23 protein-coding genes, 1 pseudogene and 2 riboswitches are annotated in these 21011 nt (G+C 38.1%); of the genes and pseudogenes, 13 read left to right on the top strand and 11 right to left on the bottom strand.

Going from position 1 to position 21011, the window contains the following annotated elements; all coding sequences use genetic code 11:
- The first annotated feature begins 84 nt into the window (after positions 1-84).
- The 5 genes from OPF91_RS01630 (at position 85) to OPF91_RS01610 (ending at position 5687) form a co-directional block, all read left to right on the top strand.
- Positions 85-801, top strand: a complete 717-nt coding sequence (locus OPF91_RS01630; protein WP_264986930.1) for a response regulator transcription factor — start codon at positions 85-87, stop codon at positions 799-801.
- Complete coding sequence (locus OPF91_RS01625; RefSeq protein WP_264986929.1) at positions 794-2566, top strand: ATP-binding protein; 1773 nt, start codon at positions 794-796, stop codon at positions 2564-2566. Before OPF91_RS01630 ends, OPF91_RS01625 begins: the two co-directional genes overlap by 8 nt.
- A gap of 131 nt (positions 2567-2697) precedes the next feature.
- Entirely contained in the window at positions 2698-3231 is a 534-nt protein-coding gene (gene sigX, locus OPF91_RS01620) for an RNA polymerase sigma factor SigX (RefSeq protein ID WP_373877017.1), read from the top strand.
- On the top strand, positions 3228-4502 hold the full coding sequence (locus tag OPF91_RS01615) for an RNA polymerase subunit sigma (protein ID WP_264986927.1): 1275 nt from the start codon (positions 3228-3230) through the stop codon (positions 4500-4502). Before sigX ends, OPF91_RS01615 begins: the two co-directional genes overlap by 4 nt.
- Positions 4503-4708: 206 nt before the next feature.
- A riboswitch (FMN riboswitch) is annotated at positions 4709-4877 on the top strand.
- Positions 4878-5099: 222 nt separating this feature from the next.
- Positions 5100-5687: an ECF transporter S component gene (locus tag OPF91_RS01610; RefSeq protein WP_264986926.1), complete on the top strand. Its 588-nt coding sequence runs from the start codon at positions 5100-5102 to the stop codon at positions 5685-5687.
- Between the two features lie 57 nt (positions 5688-5744).
- Here the strand turns inward: OPF91_RS01610 and OPF91_RS01605 are convergent, their stop codons facing one another.
- The 3 genes from OPF91_RS01605 to OPF91_RS01595 all read right to left on the bottom strand — a co-directional run bounded on the left by OPF91_RS01605 (position 5745) and on the right by OPF91_RS01595 (position 8686).
- Positions 5745-6044 carry a hypothetical protein gene (locus OPF91_RS01605; RefSeq protein WP_264986925.1) on the bottom strand — a complete coding sequence of 100 codons (300 nt, stop codon included), beginning with the start codon at positions 6042-6044 and terminating at the stop codon, positions 5745-5747.
- Between the two features lie 318 nt (positions 6045-6362).
- The gene (locus OPF91_RS01600; protein WP_264986923.1) at positions 6363-8045 is read right to left on the bottom strand and encodes a methyl-accepting chemotaxis protein; all 1683 of its coding nucleotides are present in this window, start codon (positions 8043-8045) and stop codon (positions 6363-6365) included.
- Positions 8046-8419: 374 nt separating this feature from the next.
- A complete protein-coding gene (locus OPF91_RS01595) occupies positions 8420-8686 on the bottom strand; it encodes a Parvovirus coat protein VP1-like protein (RefSeq protein ID WP_264986922.1) in 267 nt (88 codons plus the stop codon).
- 183 nt (positions 8687-8869) lie between these two features.
- Between OPF91_RS01595 and OPF91_RS01590 the strand changes: the two genes are divergently transcribed.
- Entirely contained in the window at positions 8870-9910 is a 1041-nt protein-coding gene (locus OPF91_RS01590) for a DUF418 domain-containing protein (protein ID WP_264986921.1), read from the top strand.
- A gap of 44 nt (positions 9911-9954) precedes the next feature.
- Here OPF91_RS01590 and OPF91_RS01585 read toward each other — a convergent pair whose 3' ends face one another.
- Positions 9955-10437, bottom strand: coding sequence for a YbaK/EbsC family protein (locus OPF91_RS01585; protein ID WP_264986920.1), 483 nt, complete (start codon positions 10435-10437; stop codon positions 9955-9957).
- 120 nt (positions 10438-10557) lie between these two features.
- A riboswitch (guanidine-I (ykkC/yxkD leader) is annotated at positions 10558-10655 on the top strand.
- Between the two features lie 64 nt (positions 10656-10719).
- Here OPF91_RS01585 and OPF91_RS01580 point away from each other — a divergent pair.
- The 3 genes from OPF91_RS01580 (at position 10720) to OPF91_RS01570 (ending at position 12354) form a co-directional block, all read left to right on the top strand.
- Complete coding sequence (locus OPF91_RS01580; protein ID WP_264986919.1) at positions 10720-11061, top strand: DMT family transporter; 342 nt, start codon at positions 10720-10722, stop codon at positions 11059-11061.
- Complete coding sequence (locus tag OPF91_RS01575; RefSeq protein WP_264986918.1) at positions 11061-11375, top strand: DMT family transporter; 315 nt, start codon at positions 11061-11063, stop codon at positions 11373-11375. Before OPF91_RS01580 ends, OPF91_RS01575 begins: the two co-directional genes overlap by 1 nt.
- A 67-nt stretch (positions 11376-11442) precedes the next feature.
- Positions 11443-12354, top strand: coding sequence for a DMT family transporter (locus OPF91_RS01570; protein ID WP_264986917.1), 912 nt, complete (start codon positions 11443-11445; stop codon positions 12352-12354).
- Positions 12355-12381: 27 nt separating this feature from the next.
- On the opposite strand, the gene OPF91_RS01565 is transcribed toward OPF91_RS01570, so the two are convergent.
- The 4 genes from OPF91_RS01565 to OPF91_RS01550 form a co-directional block, all read right to left on the bottom strand.
- Entirely contained in the window at positions 12382-13251 is an 870-nt protein-coding gene (locus tag OPF91_RS01565; RefSeq protein WP_264986916.1) for a glycine betaine ABC transporter substrate-binding protein, read from the bottom strand.
- Between the two features lie 19 nt (positions 13252-13270).
- Complete coding sequence (locus tag OPF91_RS01560; protein WP_264986914.1) at positions 13271-14116, bottom strand: ABC transporter permease; 846 nt, start codon at positions 14114-14116, stop codon at positions 13271-13273.
- Positions 14109-15305: a quaternary amine ABC transporter ATP-binding protein gene (locus tag OPF91_RS01555; protein WP_264986913.1), complete on the bottom strand. Its 1197-nt coding sequence runs from the start codon at positions 15303-15305 to the stop codon at positions 14109-14111. Before OPF91_RS01555 ends, OPF91_RS01560 begins: the two co-directional genes overlap by 8 nt.
- A gap of 145 nt (positions 15306-15450) precedes the next feature.
- On the bottom strand, positions 15451-16086 hold the full coding sequence (locus OPF91_RS01550; RefSeq protein ID WP_264986912.1) for a GntR family transcriptional regulator: 636 nt from the start codon (positions 16084-16086) through the stop codon (positions 15451-15453).
- A 139-nt stretch (positions 16087-16225) separates the two neighbouring features.
- Between OPF91_RS01550 and OPF91_RS01545 the strand changes: the two genes are divergently transcribed.
- Complete coding sequence (locus OPF91_RS01545) at positions 16226-16795, top strand: DUF6886 family protein (protein ID WP_264986911.1); 570 nt, start codon at positions 16226-16228, stop codon at positions 16793-16795.
- A 2-nt stretch (positions 16796-16797) separates the two neighbouring features.
- On the opposite strand, the gene OPF91_RS01540 is transcribed toward OPF91_RS01545, so the two are convergent.
- Positions 16798-17283: an NUDIX hydrolase gene (locus tag OPF91_RS01540; protein WP_264986910.1), complete on the bottom strand. Its 486-nt coding sequence runs from the start codon at positions 17281-17283 to the stop codon at positions 16798-16800.
- Positions 17284-17567: 284 nt separating this feature from the next.
- On the opposite strand from OPF91_RS01540, the gene OPF91_RS01535 reads away from it, so the two are divergent.
- The 3 genes and pseudogenes from OPF91_RS01535 to OPF91_RS01525 form a co-directional block, all read left to right on the top strand.
- Complete coding sequence (locus OPF91_RS01535; protein ID WP_264986909.1) at positions 17568-17837, top strand: phosphocarrier protein HPr; 270 nt, start codon at positions 17568-17570, stop codon at positions 17835-17837.
- A gap of 103 nt (positions 17838-17940) precedes the next feature.
- Positions 17941-18696 (top strand): class I SAM-dependent methyltransferase, encoded by a 756-nt coding sequence (locus tag OPF91_RS01530; RefSeq protein WP_264986908.1) that lies wholly within the window; start codon positions 17941-17943, stop codon positions 18694-18696.
- Positions 18697-19043: 347 nt separating this feature from the next.
- Positions 19044-19169 (top strand): annotated as a pseudogene (locus tag OPF91_RS01525) (class I SAM-dependent methyltransferase); the annotation flags it as partial.
- A 51-nt stretch (positions 19170-19220) separates the two neighbouring features.
- Here OPF91_RS01525 and OPF91_RS01520 read toward each other — a convergent pair.
- Both OPF91_RS01520 and OPF91_RS01515 read right to left on the bottom strand, forming a co-directional pair.
- A complete protein-coding gene (locus OPF91_RS01520; protein WP_264986907.1) occupies positions 19221-20237 on the bottom strand; it encodes an ABC transporter permease in 1017 nt (338 codons plus the stop codon).
- On the bottom strand, positions 20234-20953 hold the full coding sequence (locus tag OPF91_RS01515; RefSeq protein WP_264986906.1) for an ABC transporter ATP-binding protein: 720 nt from the start codon (positions 20951-20953) through the stop codon (positions 20234-20236). Before OPF91_RS01515 ends, OPF91_RS01520 begins: the two co-directional genes overlap by 4 nt.
- Positions 20954-21011: the final 58 nt, after the last annotated feature.

The raw sequence follows: 21011 nt of genomic DNA, 5'->3' as shown, positions 1-21011 counted from the left end.
ACCTTTCAGCCCTACTCTTTGCAATCATTGTCGTAACATGTACAATAGAAGGTAGAGAAAGTTTGGAAAAGAGGGATTAGACACGTGACAGAAAATATTTCGATATTAGTAGTGGATGATGAGGATCGCATTCGTCGTCTATTGAAAATGTATTTAGAGCGAGAAGGCTATCTTGTCGATGAAGCCGAAAATGGAGAGCAAGCATTAGAAAAATCACTAGAAAAAGACTATCACTGTATTTTATTAGATATTATGATGCCTGAAAAGGATGGGCTGGAAGTATGTGCAGAAATTCGTGAGCGTGCTGCTACACCGATTGTGCTATTAACAGCAAGAGGTGAAGAAGCTAATCGTGTACAAGGCTTTGAATTAGGGGCAGATGATTACATTGTGAAGCCGTTTAGCCCTCGTGAGGTTGTGTTACGTGTAAAAGCTATTTTACGTCGTTCACAAGCGTTTGCACCTGCGACAAATACGACATCCTCTAAAGACTTAGTTGTCTTCCAGCATTTAATGATTGACCATGATGCCCATCGTGTTACAGCGGAAGGGATTGAGGTCAACTTAACACCGAAAGAGTATGAATTATTATATTTCCTAGCCAAATCACCAGATAAGGTATTTGACCGTGAACAACTACTAAAAGAGGTGTGGCATTATGATTTCTTTGGTGATTTGCGTACAGTGGACACGCATGTAAAACGTTTGCGTGAAAAGCTGAACCGTGTATCCGAAAATGCAGCCAAAATGATTGTCACTGTATGGGGCGTTGGCTACAAATTTGAGGTTATTAATGAATAGAATATGGAATAGTGTTGTCGGGAAGCTGTGGGTAACCATATTGCTTCTCGTTTCATTTGTATTATTTGTCTTCACGGTATTAATGTTGGAGTTTTTACAAAACTACCATATGCAGCAAGCGGAAAGTTCCCTACGTCAAACAGCAGCAACGGTTGCTAGCATTGTAGATGACCATCAAACAGCACAGGCAGCTTCAAAGCTATTACAGGATATTTTACCTGCTAGCACCAATGCACTCATTGCCACTAGTGACAACAATGTATCATTTGCGATGCAAGAAGGTGTGAACAAGCAAGAAATACAAACGATGATTTTAAATAATCCAGCCTTTCAAAAAGTTTTTCAATCGGATAAGCCTATTATTAGAGAAATGATGATGCCTTCATCTGTTGATCAGGATAAGATGGAATCCTATGTTGTACTTGGTTTTCCACTCAATGTTGAAAATGCCGTACATGGTGCAGTGTTTATTTATCAAAACCCAGATGCATTACATAAAACATCGAGTGAAACGACAAAAATTGTTTTTTTAGCCGCCTTTATTGCCTTTGTGCTAACAACATTTTTTGCTTTCTTCCTTTCCTCCCGTATTACGCTACCATTGCGTAAAATGCGTGAATTAGCTTTCGAGATTGCTAAGGGCAATTTTGAAGCGAAAATGCCAACAACGCAAAATGATGAAATTGGTCAGCTAGCGGTGGCATTCAATCAGATGGGCAGACAGTTAAAGCATAATCTTGAAGTAATCAATCAAGAGAATGAGCAATTGTCGAATATTTTAACATCCATGACAGATGCTGTGATTACCTTTAATCGTGACCGTACGATTTTACTGAGTAATCCACCAGCCGAACGTTTAATGCAACAATGGTTTGTTAATAAAGGCTCACAAAGTGCAAAGCCGATTCCCGCAGAACTCTATCATATGCTTGACCACGTATTGATGTTTGAGGATAAGCTGGAAGAGGAAATAGAGATGGACGGCAATTATTACATGTTTACGATAAGCCCTCTTTATAGTGGAGAGCTTATACGTGGCGCGGTAGCCGTAATTCGTGATATGACGGAGCAGCATCATTTAGAAAAGCTACGTTCAGATTTTATTGCCAATGTGTCACATGAATTGCGAACACCAATTGCGATGTTGCAAGGCTATTCAGAGGCATTGATGGATGATTTTATCCAAGATCAAGAAGAACGCAATGAAATTACGAAAATTATTTATGATGAATCCCAACGCATGGGACGCCTTGTAACAGATTTATTGGACTTAGCACGTATGGAGTCGGGTCATATGACACTGTATAAAGATGAATTACCAATCAATGCTACCTTTGAACGAATTACACAAAAATTTGCCCAAGTAGCGAAGGAAAAGCACATTCATTTACGCTTTATGAGTGAGTTCGCAGAGGATGCTATTATCAACATGGATGAGGACCGCATTGAGCAAGTGCTGACGAATTTGGTGGATAATGCACTTCGTCATACAGAGGAAGGCTCAGTTAGTGTAAAAATTGAGCGAGAGGCCACATTCGCTAAAATTTCTGTGCAGGATACAGGACATGGTATTCCGCAAGAGGATTTACCATATGTGTTTGAACGTTTTTATAAAGCGGACAAAGCACGGACACGCTCGAAAGGCGGTACAGGTCTAGGTCTTGCGATTGCTAAAAATATTGTGAAGGCTCATGCCGGAAATATTATGGTGGACAGTATATTAAAAGAAGGCACAACGTTTACCTTCTATTTACCTTTCCATTAATCCCACATTAACAGGCAATAAACTCACAAGTGGTGGACAATATGTGAAGGTACAATATTTACTTTTCCATTAATTACATGTAACTTTTTTAAATGGTTTACGACAACTATTATAGAACGGGGGAGAGGGCTTTGAATGACTCCGTGTTCCACAGGCTTTATGATTCATATCATCAAGATGTGTTCCAATTTCTTATTTATTTAGTGAAAAATCGTACACTTGCAGAGGACTTATCGCATGAGGTATATGTACGTGTTTTACGCTCATACGATCAGTTTGCGGGAAAGAGTAGTGAGAAAACATGGCTTTTCGCTATTGCCAAAAATGTAGCGATTGACCATTTCCGTAAACAGGCAGTAAGACAAAAGCATGCGCTCGATTTTTTTGATTGGGAAACGGAACAGCTGCATTCTGCGGAGCCAACACCTGAAGAAGCACTTCAAGTGAGCGACGCATTTATGGAGATACAGGAAGCATTAGAGCAGTGCACAGGGGACCAAAAGATGGTCATTATTATGCGCTATTTTCAAGATTTATCGATTGCAGAGACGGCACAAATACTAGAGTGGACAGAAGCGAAAGTGAAAACAACGCAGCATCGAGCTATTAAATTTTTGAGGCAACAGTTACAACAATTCAAGGAACAGGAGGCAAAATGGCAATGACACATAATCAATTTGATGATGAGCAATTAGAACATCTATTGAATAATGCCCCAAAGCTTTCTGACCAACGTTCAAAGGAAGATGTATTAAAACGATTATTAGCAGATGCTCGGTTGCAAAATAATCAGCATTTACGAGAAGCTACACAACAGTCTTATCAGGAGGATGCGCAACCATTACAGGAACAACCTAAAAAGCAACAGAGGTCAAGACGAATGCCTATTTATCTTGGAGCAGCAGCCGTGTTTGCTCTGTCCATTATAACAGGTTCAATGTTTATGAAAGAGGCTAACCATTCACCAGACCAAGCAACACGTTCAAGTGATACAGCCAATTATTCAATACCACAAGAGGATTCGACGTTACAGGAAGGTCAAGAAAGTGCAAAAGTAGCGGAAGCAGATTTACAGGCTGAGCATGCTAATGTATTAGCTTCTAATCGTACATCTGTTTATGAGGAAGACTTAACAGATGCCGTTGCACTCAATGTTGGTTTAGTGAGTCGTGATGAGGAAAGTATACCGATGACGTATGTGATTCCAAATGAGCGTGTAGCAACGGATTTTGGCAAAGAAAAACCATCCACATTAGATATGTATAAGAAGTATACACCGCAAATTGAGGAAGAGGCACAAGGTTTTACTGAGTACCATCCATATGAAGGAGAATTGAAGGAAGAAGGCGATACAATTGTTCATACATTGCCAGAGGATAATCCATATGATGTGACAATCGCTGCGACAGATGCCTATAAAGACTCTTTGCAGGATACATTTACAGACTCCGAGTATAAAACGGTAGCGATTGAACAAGAGGATGGAACAGCCTATGAGTTTGCACAGGAAGATCAGTCAAGCCAAGCAATGTTGTTAACCGATACAGCACATTATAGTTACTATGTATATAAAGATGCAAATGGTGTAGATTATTTAGCGCCCGACCATCAAGTGCCATTTACAACCGTAATGGAAGCGTTGCAAGCGATGAAGCAACAAAATAAGGATGTGTTTACATCAGCGATACCAGAAAGTGTGACCTACACAGTGCAGGAAACAGCAGAGGGTATAATTGTCACATTTGATGCACCATTAGATTTAACGACATTGGATGCCATTCATGCTACACAGATGATTGAAGCGATGATGTTAACAACTGCTAGCTTTAATAAGCAACTACGCTTAGACAATGTCGTACAGGAAAGCTGGGAGGGCTTTGATTTGAAAAATTTTTTGCCAAAGCCAGTCGGTCCAAATAAGCAATATATGCCTTAAAGAGAACTTGGATGTACGCTAGTAACGTACATCTAAGTTTTTTTATAAGTGCATTAATATAGATTATCATGTGGGAATCAATCCATTTAGGCTGTAGTCAAGTAGCCGTTTCCGTATAATGACTGATTTTATGTAGGTCTTCAAGCAAAACTATTTACTTTTCTATTATTTTTTATTATAGTGGAATTGTAAAACAAAATAATATGATTCATCTTCGGGGCAGGGTGAAAATCCCGACCGGCGGTAATAGAGCTGTGAATATCGATATGTTTGCAACAAAGCTCTTCAGCCCGCGACCTGTGTAAGTTTTCTTACATGGCTGACTTGGTGAGATTCCGAGGCCGACAGTTACAGTCTGGATGGGAGAAGATGGAGGTACGATCGTCATTTATGTTGTGAATTTTGCTATGATTGAGCGTTTATTTAGTATGCCTTTAAAAAGTATGCTTGCTCAAAAAATAGCAAATAAATGGCTTTTTAACTCATGCCTATTCTCCCTTATGCAATAAAAGCATAGGGGATTTTTTTGCAACAAATTTGATTAAATCGTCGCCTTTCTTCTTGCGAGTTGAATCAGCAAAGAGGAGAGATTTTTCAATGAAGAAAAATGTTAAACTTCAATCGTTTATTACGATTGGCATGCTGAGCAGTATTTCATTTTTGTTAATGCTGTTTAATTTCCCAATTCCACCATTCCCAGCGTTTTTGGAAGTAGACTTTAGTGATATGCCAGCACTACTAGCTGCCATCACTATGGGACCAATAGCAGGAATTTTAGTCGAGTTATTTAAAAATATTTTAGATTGGCTGTTTTCAGGAACACCTACAGGGGTACCAGTAGGGCATATGGCTAATTTTGCAACAGGGCTGTTATTTATTTTACCAGTGAGCTACATTTTTAATCGTTTTAAAACGATTGTCGGTCTTGTCGGTGGTTTAGTAACAGGAACAGTTGTCATGGCAGTGGGTATGAGTCTGTTAAACTATGCTGTATTTTTACCAATGTATACGTACTTTTTAGGAATGGAACCTGTTGTAGGGGATTCATTATATACAATGATTGTAGCGGGGATTTTACCATTTAACCTTGTCAAAGGGGTGCTATTAACAGCCATTATGGTGTTATTATTCACGACAATGCGTAAATGGATTGACAATCAACGTGCAATGTATTTAACAAAATAGAGTATAAAAGCCTCGAACGGTATTGAGTTCGAGGCTTTTATACTGAATCTTTTCAAATTATTTAGGAAGGAATCCCTCAAAATAAGATTCAGGGTCTGAAATATTATGATGAATAAACGTTTCAGACCAATGCTTAATTTCATCCATGTAAGACTCTTCATCCATATCAGGTGAAAGCTTAATGATTTCATCAATATGCCCAATTTTGTTTATGACACCTGTATCGGTATTGATGGTGATAGTTAATTTTGGCTCATTATTGATCGAAATAACGGATGTGACAAGCTTTTGCTTTAAATCAACATGTGTGTATTTTATTTTAATACCAGTTGGTGCATAAATACTATGACCAGTCAAATAACATCACCCCTTATTTTTTAACTAGCTCTTTTTTTATACCTTCTAATGTATCATATTCTAAATAGCCAGTAAAACGAAGAAAAAAGTAATTTGGTTGTCAGTCCAATGTTTTTTTGATTCATAATATCCCCAACATAGATGCCATCTTTTTGTCATTTATCTGCAATGGCTTTATGGGCTGTAATTGCTGGAGCAATGGTATATGAACTTTTTTGCCTCTGCTGTATATTTAGCCATAAAAAACAGCACCTCCCATTGTTTGATGTGACTAACAATTGGGGGTGCCGTTCATTGTTAAATGGAGGGGAATCTTGTTTATAATTTAAATTGATTGATATGTTGGTTTAATTCTTCAGCCATTTTTGCTAGTTGATTAGAGCTGTTTGCCACTTCTTCCATTGTAGAAGCTGTTTCTTGTATCGTTGCGGAAGTTTGTTCTACACCTGCAGCAGATTGTTCTGATACAGCAGCAATCTCATCCACAGCTTTATTAATGCTTGTAGAGTTTTCTGTAATTTGTATTAAATTTTGCGATACCGTTGAAATATTGTTCACCATAGAGGTTACGGCAGATTCAATATCAATAAAGGTTTCGTTTGTTGTTTCAATTTGAGCTGTACCACTTTGTACTTCTGTATAGCTCGTTTTTAAGGAGTCTGTGACATTGTTTGTTTCATCGACAATTTGTTCCACAATACGAGAAATATCGACAACAGATAGCGACACTTGCTCCGCTAATTTACGCACCTCATCTGCCACAACAGCAAAGCCTTTCCCTTGCTCACCAGCACGTGCGGCTTCAATGGCAGCATTTAACGCTAAAAGATTTGTTTGATCCGCAATCGCATTAATAACAGACACTAAATTGGAAATTTCCTGTGTCTTACTATTTAAGCCTTCTACTCGAACAACAGCATCATGTACAATAGTATCAATTTTTTTCATTTGTTGTGTGGATGTACCCATTAATGTACGACCTGTGTTTGTTAATTGAAGTACATTATTGGAATAGGATTGAGCATTGTCTCCATTTTCGTTTGCCTCTTGCACACGTGCGATAAAATCATCCATTTGAATAGCAAGGTCACTCGCATTGCTTGCCTGTGATTCTGTGCCTTCTGCAATTTCATTCATTGTGAGAGCGATTTGACCTGTTCCTGTTTTTACTTCAGTAGCTGACTGTAACAGCTCTTCACTGTGGGAGGCAACCTCATTAGAAACATGCTGAATTTGACGTAGCATGCTTTGTAATTTTTCGTTTAACTCATTCGTAGCAACAGTTAATTGACCAACCTCATCCTGTGTTTGAACAGCTAATGCACTTTGCGTTAAATTACCATCCGCAATTTGCTGTACACGCTCAGACACACGTTTCACAGGGCGAGAAATGATAGCAGCACTATAGAATGCAATCATAATGGCAAGTGCAATAACGATAATTACTGAAACAGCGTTAATAAGCGCATTTCGATTATTATCACTTATAAGGGTTGCCCCAGTTTTGCGTACAATGTCTTCACGCTTACTAGCCATTTCCTCAAATCCAAGCTGAATTTCCCTTGCTTCATCTGCTTTTGACAATAAATTGTCGATCGCTTGTTGATGATTACCAGCATCGTAAACAGCAAACACATTTTTTTCCATATGTTCACGCCATGCTTTAGCTCTTGCAGATAGTGCATTTAACTCCTCAGATACATAAATTTGATGTGCCTTTTCCTCATTTTCTAATGAAAGCTTTGTATAATCATTAAAACGGTCTTTAAATTTTGAGTCACCTGATAACAGATAACCTCTTGCTGCCGCAATCCTTGCAGAGACAGAGTTGGCTAAATGCTGGTCAATAATCGAAAGCTCTAATTCTGTATGTACCATTTCTTCAATTTCGTCATTCATGTTGAAGTTAGAATAAGTAGTATAGGCACCTTGTAGAATAATAACGACTACAACGGCGAAAAATCCTAATAAAATTTTTGTACGGATTGTTTTAAATTTCATGTGACACACTCCTTTTTTATATGTAAGAGATAGTGAGTTGTCAGTACATATGCATAATTATCCCTCCTAACTCCATTTTGCGTGTGCGTACTTAAATCGTAAGACAGTGCCTCCTATGACAAATGCATTTTCTTACTATAGCTGATAATGAAATCGATGTTGTATGAACTAAGCAAAAAAATAGTTTGAAACTAGTGTATTATGAGTAATTATACAATACTTTTGAAGTTTTTCAATATATGACAGGAATGGATAGGTTAAAAAATTTTACTAACAATAATATTAATACATATGAAAAAATACCTTAAGCAGCTACTCAAGGTATTTGTCCAAACGCTGTATATGTTGCTGCCATTATAATGGGGTGTAATTGCTTAAGATAAAAAGCGATGACGAATGTCGAAAATTTTGTAAAATAATCGAGCCTCTCTAGCCATTTTATGTTGTCCCTGCATATATGGCTGTAGACAATTTTGAAATAATTGATCACAGTAAGCTGTCCGTCCGTAGCGAGCGTAGCATTCATCATGTTGCTTACAACAAGCATCTACAGCATTTGTTGGTTTCCCTGGCCCTGAACAACCTGGGCCGCAATAGTTATAGCCTGGTACGCAAAAGCCCCGTTTTCGTTGTCTATACATAGCATGCCTCTTTTCTATCGTTTCTACTATCTATTATTATGCATTGCATAATGAATGGCAGAGGTAAAAGGTTACTATTATCAAAAAGTAAGGTTTTTGTAAGCTTTAGCCAAAATCATTGTAAGGATGGCATTATATTCTGGATGTAAGAGAAAATGATAGGGAAGGTAAGGAGATTACACAATGAATCCATCTATTCAACAAAAAGAAAGAATTGTCTCTTTAGATATTATTAGAGGCTTGGCATTATTCGGTATACTATTTATTAATGTTGGTGCATATAAGGTGCTAATTGAAGGAGGGTCGATGCCAGATACGAGTGGTATTAATCATGTGATTCAGTCATTGATTGATGTATTCATTCAAAAGAAATTTTTTTCGATGTTTTCCTTTTTATTTGGTGTTGGTTTTTATATTTTTGCGACACGTGCAGAGGCAAGAGGGGATAAACCGAGATGGCGCTTTGCTCGACGTTTATTAGCATTACTGCTTATTGGTATCATCCATATTGTTATTTTTTGGGGCTCTATTCTTGCCATCTATGCAGTGATTGGGTTTTTACTGTTACCATTTTACAATAAAAAAGTCTCAACCATTCGTAATTGCTTGCTAATTCTAATTAGTATGTATACAGCAGCGAATGTAGCGCAATTATTTGGCGCTCAACATTTGGTGTTGTCACTAGTTGTGAATGAAGCGGTCATTATTTTTTGCATGTTTTTAAGTGGTTTGTTTGTAGCAAAAGCAGGTTGGTTGACACAAATGGAGCATTATGCAAAGAAAATAAAGTGGCTACAGCTCATTACAGGTTTTTTATTTATCGGTTTTTCTTTAGGTATTTGGTTTACTACTCAAAATGACAGTATTTATGGACCACAGCTAGTTAGCTTAGGTGTTATTCCAATGACGTATTTTTATTTAATTTGTTTATTTAAGCTGTTCGCACATCAAAAGGTGGCACAAGCATTCCAACCAATTGGACGTGTGGGGCAAATGGCATTTACGAATTATATAGCACAAAGCTTTCTTGGACTTGGCATCATGAAGCTGATGGGATTAGAGGTTGTCTCGGCTTCTCAAATCGTCATCATTGCGTGTCTTGTCTTTAGTATTCAAATTATTTTTAGTGTTATCTGGTTTAAATTTTTTACAATGGGGCCGCTCGAGAAATTATGGCGTCGGATGACATATGGCAAAACTAGTAAGCAAGTGAGCCAACAATAATAGCGAAGTGTGGACAATTTGCTCTGTCAATTGTCCACGCTTTTTTAAATGTCTTCTTCTTGCCAACCTTTACAAACATCTATCCATTGCTGATAAGGTGTGTATTGTTCAAGCTCTTCGATGGTCAACTCAATGGCTGAATTACTACTACCACAGGCAGGGAAGACGGTTGTGAAACGTTTTAAAGATACATCTAAGTAAATGGTAACATCCTCGTTGACGCCAAATGGACAGACACCACCAACTTCATGACCAATTTTCTCTAAAACCCCATCCTTTGCCAGCATTTTTGCCTTTGTAGCAAAAAAAGCTTTGTATTTTGTATTATCTACCTTTGCATCTCCAGCAGCTACAATGAGGATGGCGTGATTTCCTATTAAAAAGGAGAGTGTTTTCGCAATGCGTGCAGGCTCACAGTTAAGTGCTTGTGCAGCAAGCTCCACTGTTGCTGAGCTCGTCTCAAATTCGATTATTTTAGGTGCTAGTTGCCATTGTGCTAAATGTTGGCGTACTTTCTCAATTGCCATTCTGCATCCCTCCCAAAACTTATTTTATCATAGTATTCAGAAAAATTAAGCTATTGTTCATTGACTGGAATCAGTGGCAATGAGAAAAATGATTTGCTATAATACATATATAAATTGTATACAATTGTTTTCTAGGGTTCCGTAGCACTGCGCTAGTCTGGTCCGAGAGAAAACCACAAATTAGCTTTGTGACACGGAAGGATAAAAGCCTGGGAGATACTGCGATTGCAGTGTTTCTTAGGCTTTCTTTTTGTGTACAAACAATCTTGGAGGGATTTTAGGATGAATCAACAATGGTTGCGTGTCGTGATTGCTGCAGTTTTTGAGGTGAGCTGGGTAATTGGTTTAAAGCATGCTAGTACAGTATGGGAATGGCTTGCAACAGCTGTCGCTATTTTTATTAGCTTCTATTTATTAATTAAAGCTGGGGAGCATTTGCCTGTCGGTACGGTATATGCTGTTTTTGTTGGACTTGGTACAGCAGGAACGGTCTGCGCGGATAGCTTGTTATTTGGTGAACCCTGGAAGCTAGCTAAAATTGTCTGTATTATTGTGCTTTTATTGGGCGTCATTGGTCTTAAACTTGTGACAGGTGAAAAAAAAGAGGAAGGGGGACACGCATAATGGCATGGTTAGCATTAGTTGGTGCAGGGATTTGTGAGATGTTAGGTGTCTATATGATGGCTAAATATAATGAAGTGAAAAATGCTAAAAATTTATTGCTATTAATCGTTGTGTTTGCGCTCAGCTTTGCAGGGCTTAGCTATGCGATGCTTACTTTACCTATGGGAACAGCTTATGCTATTTGGACAGGTATTGGCGCAGCAGGTGGTGCTTTATTAGGTATGTTATTCTTTAATGAATCCAAAGATTGGCGACGTATCGCTTGTATTGTTCTTGTATTAGGAGCAGCCATTATGTTGAAATTATTATCGTAGTGGATGGATTCTCTATGTTAAGATGGATGCATTGTGGAATGTTTAGCAAAGGGAAGAAGGGTACTAGATGAGTAAAGTTAAAATCTATTTGATTTTACTAGGTGTAATGCTCGCTTGGGGCTTAAATATCGTTGCGTTAAAGCTATTAGTTTCTTATTTTAGCCCATTGACGATGACGGCTGTGCGTATCTTTATAGCTGGTTTTACGATTATTAGCATTTTATTTTTATTGAAAAAGCTTCAAAAGCCACAGGGAACAGAATATTATGCGATTATGGCATCTAGTATTTTAGGCGTTGTGCTGCATCATGGCTTGTTAGCATTCGGGTTAGCGAATACGACAGCGGTCAAAGGCAGTATTATTTTAGGCTTTAGTCCATTATTAACAGCGATATTAGCCATTATCTTTGGTTTTACACAAATGGGCTGGCAGCGATTTTTAGGCTTCGTGGTCGGAGCATTTGGTGTCACAATGGCTGTGATGCGTGGAGGAGAAGGGATAACAGGCATAGCGTTTGGTGATATCCTTGTTTTTTTATCGATTCTGTCACAGGCATTTAGCTTTCTCATTATTAGCAAAGTATCGAAAACATTAAACCCCGTTGTCCTTACAGGCTATATGATGTTAAGTGGCTCGCTTGTCTTATTATTGCTTGCTAGTATAATAGAGCCAGCTCAGTTTATGACCTTTACAACAGCACCATTGTCTATTATTGCTGTATTGTTAGTGTCAGCTATTGTGGCAACTGCCATTGGGCATGTTACTTACAATTATGCCATTTCAAAAATAGGAGCGGCTGAAACCGCTATTTTCGGCAATTTCAATACATTATTTAGTTTAATGGCAACAGCTATCTTGTTAAAAGAGTCTGTTGGTATCAATCAAATCATAGGATGTTTGTTGATTATTTTTGGCGTGTTAACTGGAACTGGCACACTTGAGGCATTTATCCGTAGAAAAGCCCAATTAAATAGGTAAAGTGCTCCTATCTAATTGGGCTTTTCTTTATTCTTTTGTTACATCCTTCGTCCATTCAGCTACTTTATCTGTATTAGCAGCTATCCAATCCTTCGCTGCTTGCTTCGGCTCCTTGCCATCCATAATTTCTAGCATGACATTTTCTAAATCTTCAGATGTCCAATGGAAATTGTCTAATACTGTATAAACATCTGGTTGATCTTCTTTTAAGCCTTTGCGTGCAAATGTGTTAATTGTCTCTTCACCGCCATATACGCCTTTCGGATCATCTAAATATTTTAAATCATATTTAGCAAATTTCCAGTGAGGTGACCAGCCTGTGACGATAATGTCTTCTTCATTTTTTAAGGCTTGTGCAAGAGCCGTTGTCATCGCGCCTGATGAGGAAGTAAGCAAATTCCAATCAGCTAAATTGTCGTATTCCCCCAATGCTTTTTCTGTTGCTGCTGTAATACCCGCACCAGGCTCTATTCCTGTAATCGTATGGTCTGCCTCATTTGTTAAATCCTCAATGGAATCAACATTCATATAGCTTGGTACGACTAAGCCAATTTTAGCGCCAGCTAAGTTTTCACCTAATTCCTCTAAGTTAGCTTTATATTTCTCATATTGTTGGGCATGTGTATGGGGTAACCATGCTGCTACCATCCCATCTGCCTCACCCTTTGATACGGCTTCCCACATGATGGCATTATCCAGCGGTGTCAATGTAACCTCATAGCCTAAATCCTCCAGCACTTGTCCAACAACATGTGTAGAAGCAATTTCTGTATCCCATTCGACATAAGCAAGGTTTACTTCCTTTGTATTTTTTTTCGTTTCATCACTACCACAGGCAGCGAGCAATAAACCGAGCCCTAATGTCAGTCCTAATTTTGATAATGTTTTCCACTTCATCGAATCATCCTTTCTTTCGTTACACAGTTTTCTTTTTATTTAAGCTTTGTGTGAAGCGGTCTATAATAATAGCGAAAATAACAAGACCTAAGCCTGCTACAAAGCCGTTACCTACTTGTGTTCGCTGTAATGCTGTTAATACTTCACGCCCTAATCCTGGTGAACCGATCATCGAAGCAATGACAACCATGGAAAGCGATAGCATTACCGTTTGATTAATCCCTGCCATAATAGTGGATTTAGCTAAAGGAATTTCGACTTTCCACAATTTTTGACCTGCCGTACTACCGTAAGAATCAGCTGCTTCTACTAATTCCTTTGGTACTTGGCGAATGCCTAAATTCGTCATACGTACGGTTGGTGGTAAGGCGAAAATGACAGAGGCAAATACACCAGGTACGACACCAATGCCGAAGAAGGCAACAGCAGGAATTAAATAGACAAACCCTGGCATCGTCTGCATAAAGTCGAGTATTGGTTTAATGATATTTTCTGCTACAGGTGATTTCGACATTAAAATACCAATAGGAATCCCTATAACAATGGAAATCACACTAGAAAAAAGGACGAGTGTGGTTGTTTCCATTAATTGTGTCCATAAACCTTGATTATAAATAAAGAGCAAGCCAATGAATGAAAAGATAGCAAGCCCTAATTTTTTCCCAGTAATAAAAAAGGCAATAATCGTTATAAGTAGGATAAGGACAATAGCTGGAACACTAATAAGCCAACCAGTCACATGCTCCATCACAAATTTTCCAGCATCTTTAATCACTGTAAAAAAGGCTGAAAATTGATTTGTAAACCACTCCATTGCGGATTCTACCCAAGAGGCTACGGGGATTGTTGGAAGTAGATTATTCATGTGCGAATCCCTCCTCATTCGTTGATAATGCTTCAATGACAACGCCTCGAATGAGTACACCAAGTAAACGTTCATCTTTCACAACCGCAATAGGAGTTGGTGAATTGTAAATCAACCCTAAAATATCGTGTAAAAGCATATCGGGTGGCACAGTGACAATTTCTGATTGTACAATGCGATGCACCGTCTGTTCATGTTTTTTAGCTGCATCTAAGGCATCGTCTGCTGTGATATAGCCTTTTAAATGACGATTTTTATCGACAGCCATTAGTAAACTAACTGTCTCTTCACGCATACGCTTTAATGCTACAGTTGGTCCATCTAAGTCAACATTGACATAAATAGGGCGTACCATAATATTTTCGGCTGTTAAAACTTTTGAACGGTCAACATCTTCTACGAATGTTCTAACATAGTCATTGGCTGGATTGGATAGAATTTCTTCACCAGTGCCAATTTGCATAATCGAGCCATCTTTCATAATGGCAATACGATCTCCGATACGAAGTGCCTCATTCAAGTCATGTGTAATAAATAAAATTGTTTTTTTCAATGTTCGTTGCAATTCGAGTAACTCATCTTGCATCTCTTTACGAATTAACGGATCGAGTGCTGAAAAGGCCTCGTCCATTAATAAAATTTCAGGATCATTTGCTAGTGCACGCGCCAGTCCTACCCGCTGCTGCATCCCGCCAGATAGCTGGCTTGGATATTGATCTTTATAAGCAAGTAACCCTGCATTGGCAAGTGCTTGTTCTGCTTTAGCCTGTCGTTCATTTTTAGTAATGCCTCGAATCTCCAAGCCATATTCTGTGTTTTGTAGTAATGTACGATGGGGGAATAAGCCGAAGTTTTGAAAAACCATACTCATTTTATTTCTTCTAACCGTTCGTAACTCTTCTTTTCCCATTGTAGAAATATTTTGTCCATCGATATAAATATTCCCATCAGTTGGTTCGATAAGGCGATTGAGCAGTCGAATCAACGTAGATTTTCCACTACCTGATAAACCCATGATGACAAAAATTTCCCCTTCATTGACAGTAAAACTAGCATCGTACACACCCACTGTTGCACCTGTTTCTTTTAAAATAGCTGTTTTACTTTTTTGCTGTTTAACGAGTTCTAAAGCTTGGGGAATATGTTTGCCAAACACTTTAGAAACGTGTTCTATTTTAATTTTCTCCATAGAATCACTCCTTTCGTAGATTGTGTCTATTGGATTAAAATAAAAAGTAACAACTTCATGTTAACAAAGAGTTGTTACTTGTGTCAAATGGACCACTAAGAAAAAATCCGCTTAAACGCTATAATATATAACGTTTAAGCGGATTTTAAGATGGGTATAAAAAACTTTGAACTCTGATAAAACTTTCATCATTGCCGATAAAATATAAAATATCTCCAACCTCAAAAGACACATACGGGCCAGGGGAAATTAATAATTCATGATGGCGGCGAATACCAACGATGGTGCTTGCGGTATTTTGCCAAAAATTTAACGCCTGTGCTGTTTGATGAATATAAGGACTTTCATCCGTTAATTCAATTTGATAAGGAATAAATGGATTAACAGAACGAAAATGCTCAGTGCGACTTACCAATTGTTTAGCTTGATCCTGTAAATGGTAAAGCTCCTGCTGCTGTTTTTGAATGCTTATAAAAAGTGCTTGCTGAAGCTCATGTATCGATTGCACATCTTGAAATTGTCGAACAAATTGTGTCGCTTTTTCATAGGACTGAATCGTGACACCGCTTCCTTTCGATGCTTGGACAATTTCTAAGTCCTGTAAAACAGCAATCGCTCTTCTCGCTGTTTCAGCTGAGACATTATATTGGCTAGCCAATGATGAGCGAGCATAAATTTTATCGCCGATACTATATTTTCGTTCTACAATTTTAGAGGCAATATCGACAGCAATTTGCTGATATTTTGGCTGCTTTACCTGAACATTTTTTTCTAGGTTCATTGTTGATTTTCCTTTCCTCATAACCGTAATCACGACTAATTATATAGGAGCCACTAAAGAAAATACAGCTTCTTTCGTCGGAGATATTTTCCTGCTAAATTCAAGGGTATTGTATACTAAAAGGGAAGGGAGGAGAGGTATGCGCCTATTTCATGTAAGTGAAGAACAAACGATTCAGCAATTCCAGCCAAGATTACCAACAAGAGAAGATTTGGATGCTACAAAGGGGCTTGTTTGGGCGATTAATGAACGTTGTTTGCCGAATTATTTAGTCCCAAGGGATTGTCCACGTATTGGTTATCATGTGGGGGCACAAACGACGGAGCAGGATCGACAGCTTTACATAACCTCCAGTTCGTGTTCACATGTTCTTGTTGTGGAAAATAAATGGTTTGAAGCACTCAAAAATACAACGTTGTATGTCTACGAATTTGATACAAAAGAATTTACCTTGCAGGATGAGAATGCGGGCTACTATACAAGTGAAGTAACACAAATACCTATTGCAAAATTTGAAGTTCCTAACTTGTTTACAGCTCTATTTAAGCGAAATGTAGAGATTCGTGTAGTTGATAATTTGTGGGATATGCATGATTGTATTCAGCAAACCTCCTTTAACTGGTCGATATGCCGAATGAGGTTTGCCCAGCCAAGAAATATAGACTGTATGAAATCAAAAGTAGACACTTCGTTCCATACAGTCTATTAATGTTAATGCGTAGGCACAGGAGCTAATGGAACAATTTCAATATTCATTAGTTCTTTGTCTACATATGTAAATACATATTCATAGTTGTTTGAGTCATTTAGCATTCTAGGTAAATAATCTTTGAGCTCAGCCAATCCCACGTTTTGAGGATGGAATATCCATGACAGCTCTTTCCAATCTAAGATGCCCTCTGCAACTTTAATAGGTGTCACATAGGCATAATCTTCTGGCAATTCAGCAATAAAAGCATACATGCAACCAAAAATTTCGTCATCATCTCTCCATGTAATTTTGCCTCTGTATGTAATATCCTCTAAAACAATGCCTGTCTCCTCTCGAATTTCCCGCAATGCACCAGCTAAAGGTGTTTCATTTGGCTCGATTTTGCCACCTACACCATTCCAAGCACCCATCCAATGGGGAAAATCACGATTTAGCAATAAAATGCAATCGCCTCTTTTTAAAAAGCAAATGGTATATTCAATCAAAAAATAACCTCCATTTCAAGAATGATTTCTAGTATAACAAGTAAATAGTAGCACAGCTATACGTTATAACGTATTGAATACATATACAACAAATCGTAGCTAGTCCACTTAAATTATATTATTTTTATGACAATGTTAGTATACAAATTGCAGAAAAGGGGAGATTGCGTCATAATAATACATATCGTACTAAAGCGATTTCATTGAAAAATGGTAGCGCTTAGTCAATTATTTCTGAAGGTAGACATTTTATAGGCTACTTAGGGAAAATAGGAGGAAGAATCATGGCAGTAGAAAAAACATTTACAGTAATCGATAAGACAGGAATTCATGCACGTCCAGCAACAACATTAGTGCAAACAGCAAGTAAGTTTACTTCGGATGTTAATTTGACGTATAAAGAAAGAACAGTCAACTTAAAATCCATTATGGGCGTAATGGCTCTAGGGATTCCATCAGGTGCTATATTCAAAATCAGCATTGATGGCGCTGATGAAGCAGAAGCATTAACAACATTAGCAGATGTAATGAAAAGTGCAGGCTTAGCTGAATAAATAAAGGAACCCTCCAATTTATACCATTGGAGGGTTTTTTGTATGAAGTCATATAGTTTCATTCATTTCTCTGCTATACTAAAGCGAAGGAGAGGTGGAGCTGATGACAAACAAATGGAATGCTCAGCTATATGATCAAAAACATGATTTTGTATCGAAATTTGGAGAGAGCTTAGTGGATGTACTTGCACCACTGCCACAGGAGGTTATTTTAGATCTTGGCTGTGGCACAGGAGATTTAACTGCTGAAATTGCTAGTTATGGTGCGTATGTACAAGGAATCGATGCCTCCACAGAAATGATAGCAACAGCACAGCAAAAGTATCCGACACTATCATTTCAAACAATCGATGCTACAGCTATGCAGATGACTGAGGAGTTTGATGCAATTTTTTCGAATGCTGCTTTGCACTGGATGAAACAACCGGACATCGTAATTAACAATAGTTATCATGCCTTAAAGCAGGGAGGTCGCTTCGTTGCAGAAATGGGTGGGCATGGCAATATCGCTTCGATTGTTAGTGCATTGCAAGCAAGTATGGAGCTGTTACATTTTTCATATGATGAGCACTATTTTCCGTGGTATTTTCCAACAGCAGAAGCATATCAAGCAAAATTGGAGCAAGCGGGTTTTACAGTGAAGATGATAACGCATTATGAGCGTCCGACACCACTGCAAGGAGAGGCTGGGCTTCGCAATTGGCTAAAGATGTTTAGCTTCAATATTCTTCAGCGTTTATCTGAGGATGAGAAGGAGAGAGTGTATGCACAGTGTGAGACGTTATTAAAACCTTCCATCTATCAAGAAGGACAATGGATTGCAGATTATTATCGTTTGCGTTTTATGGCAGTAAAATGACGTGCCTAGACGTTAAAGAAAAGATCGTAGAAGAAACTGTACTTTTATAGTAGGTGCGAATCTAAAACAAACATGGTTTTCCTAGGGGATTCGCACTTACAATGAATGATATTTTTAATTAATATGGAAAAATTGGTAGGTTAAAATAACTATACAAATTTATTTTTTAGTGAAAAATAATCATAACTATCATCTTTCAACTATTTTTCACAGTCTCCTTCTATATTGAGGGAGTGGATTGAAATAATGCATTAGATTTATCAATCAACTCTCGAATTTGTCTCCTTCTATATTGGGGGAGTGGATTGAAATGATCAAATGCACCATATTGTCCGTATTGATCAGGGTCTCCTTCTTTATTAATTTACGAGCATTTATCGCCAGCGGATATCCAATCACAGTTTTTTAATCATAGAACGGATTATTTGTCTGCCTTTGAAACCATTCATTTTATTCATGCAGTGAAGCAATAAATAAATGGCGTAGCATCTTAAACACCCAGATGCTACGCCATTTATTAGTTGTTAGAGTGAACGGTATTTTCTTAAGCTAATAATATTTAGGATGATGAATACAAGTGCAAAGCAAGCTAGTATACTTAGATTCATAGCGATATCACCAAATGAATTGCCTTTATACATCACACCATTCAAAGCATCTGCTGCATAATACAGTGGCATAATGCGTCCTAAATATTGCAGCCATTGTGCCATCGTATCCAATGGGAAAATACCTGAGAAAAATACTTGTGGCACGATAACAAGCGGAATAAATTGCATCATTTGAAATTCAGAGGCCGCAAAGCTTGATAGTAAAGCCCCTAGCGATAATGATACACAGGCAACAGCCACATTAATAAGCAATACAAGCCAAATAGAACCAACATGGACAATATCTAATACATAAATGCTGAATAAGACAATGACAATCGTTTGAATCAGGGCAAATAAACCGTAACCAAGCATATAGCCAGCCACAATTTCAGCACGCTTAATCGGTGTAGCAAGCAAGCGTTCAAGTGTACCTGAAGTGCGCTCCTTTAACAAAGCAATTCCTGTAATTAAAAAGACAAAAAAGAAGACAAAGAAGCCGATTAACATAGGGCTGAAAATATCAAAGGAGGTTGTCTCTGCATCTCCATAAATATAATTTGTTTTAAGTGTAATAGTAGTAGCTTGTGTTGGTTGTAATGCCTGTGAAAGCTTCATCATCAACGCCTTCGCATTGGCTGGTGTATCATTGAGCAATGTTAGCTTGGCTGTCTGGTCAATCATCGTCAACCAACCATCATAGGCTTTTTCTTTTAGTAAGGCTTGTGAAAAGTTTGATTGTACGACTATGTGGAAATCGGATTGCTCTAATTGTTGAATGATTGGTGTTGGAACATCTGACACAACGAGTGTTAATTCTTTATCATCACTACCAAAAATAAAATACATTAATGATAGTACCATTAACGGTGCAACAAAAAGTAAGGCTAATGTCCGTTTATCTCGTCTCATTTGTTGAAAAATTCTTGTGATTACAGCGCCAACTCTCATTGTGTACGACCTCCTGCCTTAATAAAGACCTCATCGAAATCCTTTGCCTGGTAGCGTGCCTTCAATGCTTGAGGTGTATCATAAGCAATCATTTGACCATCTCGTAACATCGCTAATTGATCACATTTCTCCGCCTCATCCATCGCATGCGTTGTCACTAAAATCGTTTTTTGCTCCTCGTTTTTTAAGCGAAGTAGCTCCTGCCAAATATCTACCTTTAATAAAGGGTCAATACCAACAGTCGGTTCATCTAAAAGTAATAATGTTGGATTTTGAATCAAAGCAATGGCAAGTGACAGCCTCCGCTTCATTCCACCTGAATAAGTCTCCACTTTTCTATTTAAGTCATCACTCAAGCGAACAAGCTGTGCTGTATAGGCAACACGTTCTGTACGCTCTTTTTTCGGTAAACGATAGAGCTTGGCGAAAAACTGTAAATTTTCCTCACCTGTCAAGTCTGTATACAATGCATCAGATTGCGCCATATAGCCGATATCTGTTAAAAGTTGCTGATGGGGAACGGTTTTATTGAAAACATAAATTTGCCCGTTATCAGGCTTCATCATACCCATAATCATTTTAATCAACGTCGTTTTCCCACAGCCAGAAGGACCAAGTAGACCGATAAGCTGTCCCTGTGGAATTTCCAAAGATAATGGGGCAATCACTTGCTTATGCTGAAAACTTTTTTCAATGGCACGTAATGAAATCACCATACAATCACATCCTTGTTGAAGTTACTAAAATTTTAAGCTAGCATAGTAGCAAATACAA

It is taken from the genome of Lysinibacillus piscis (assembly GCF_026012395.1).
GTDB classification, from domain to species: Bacteria; Bacillota; Bacilli; order Bacillales_A; family Planococcaceae; genus Lysinibacillus; species Lysinibacillus piscis.
This window is presented reverse-complemented; position numbering and strand designations above follow the sequence as displayed.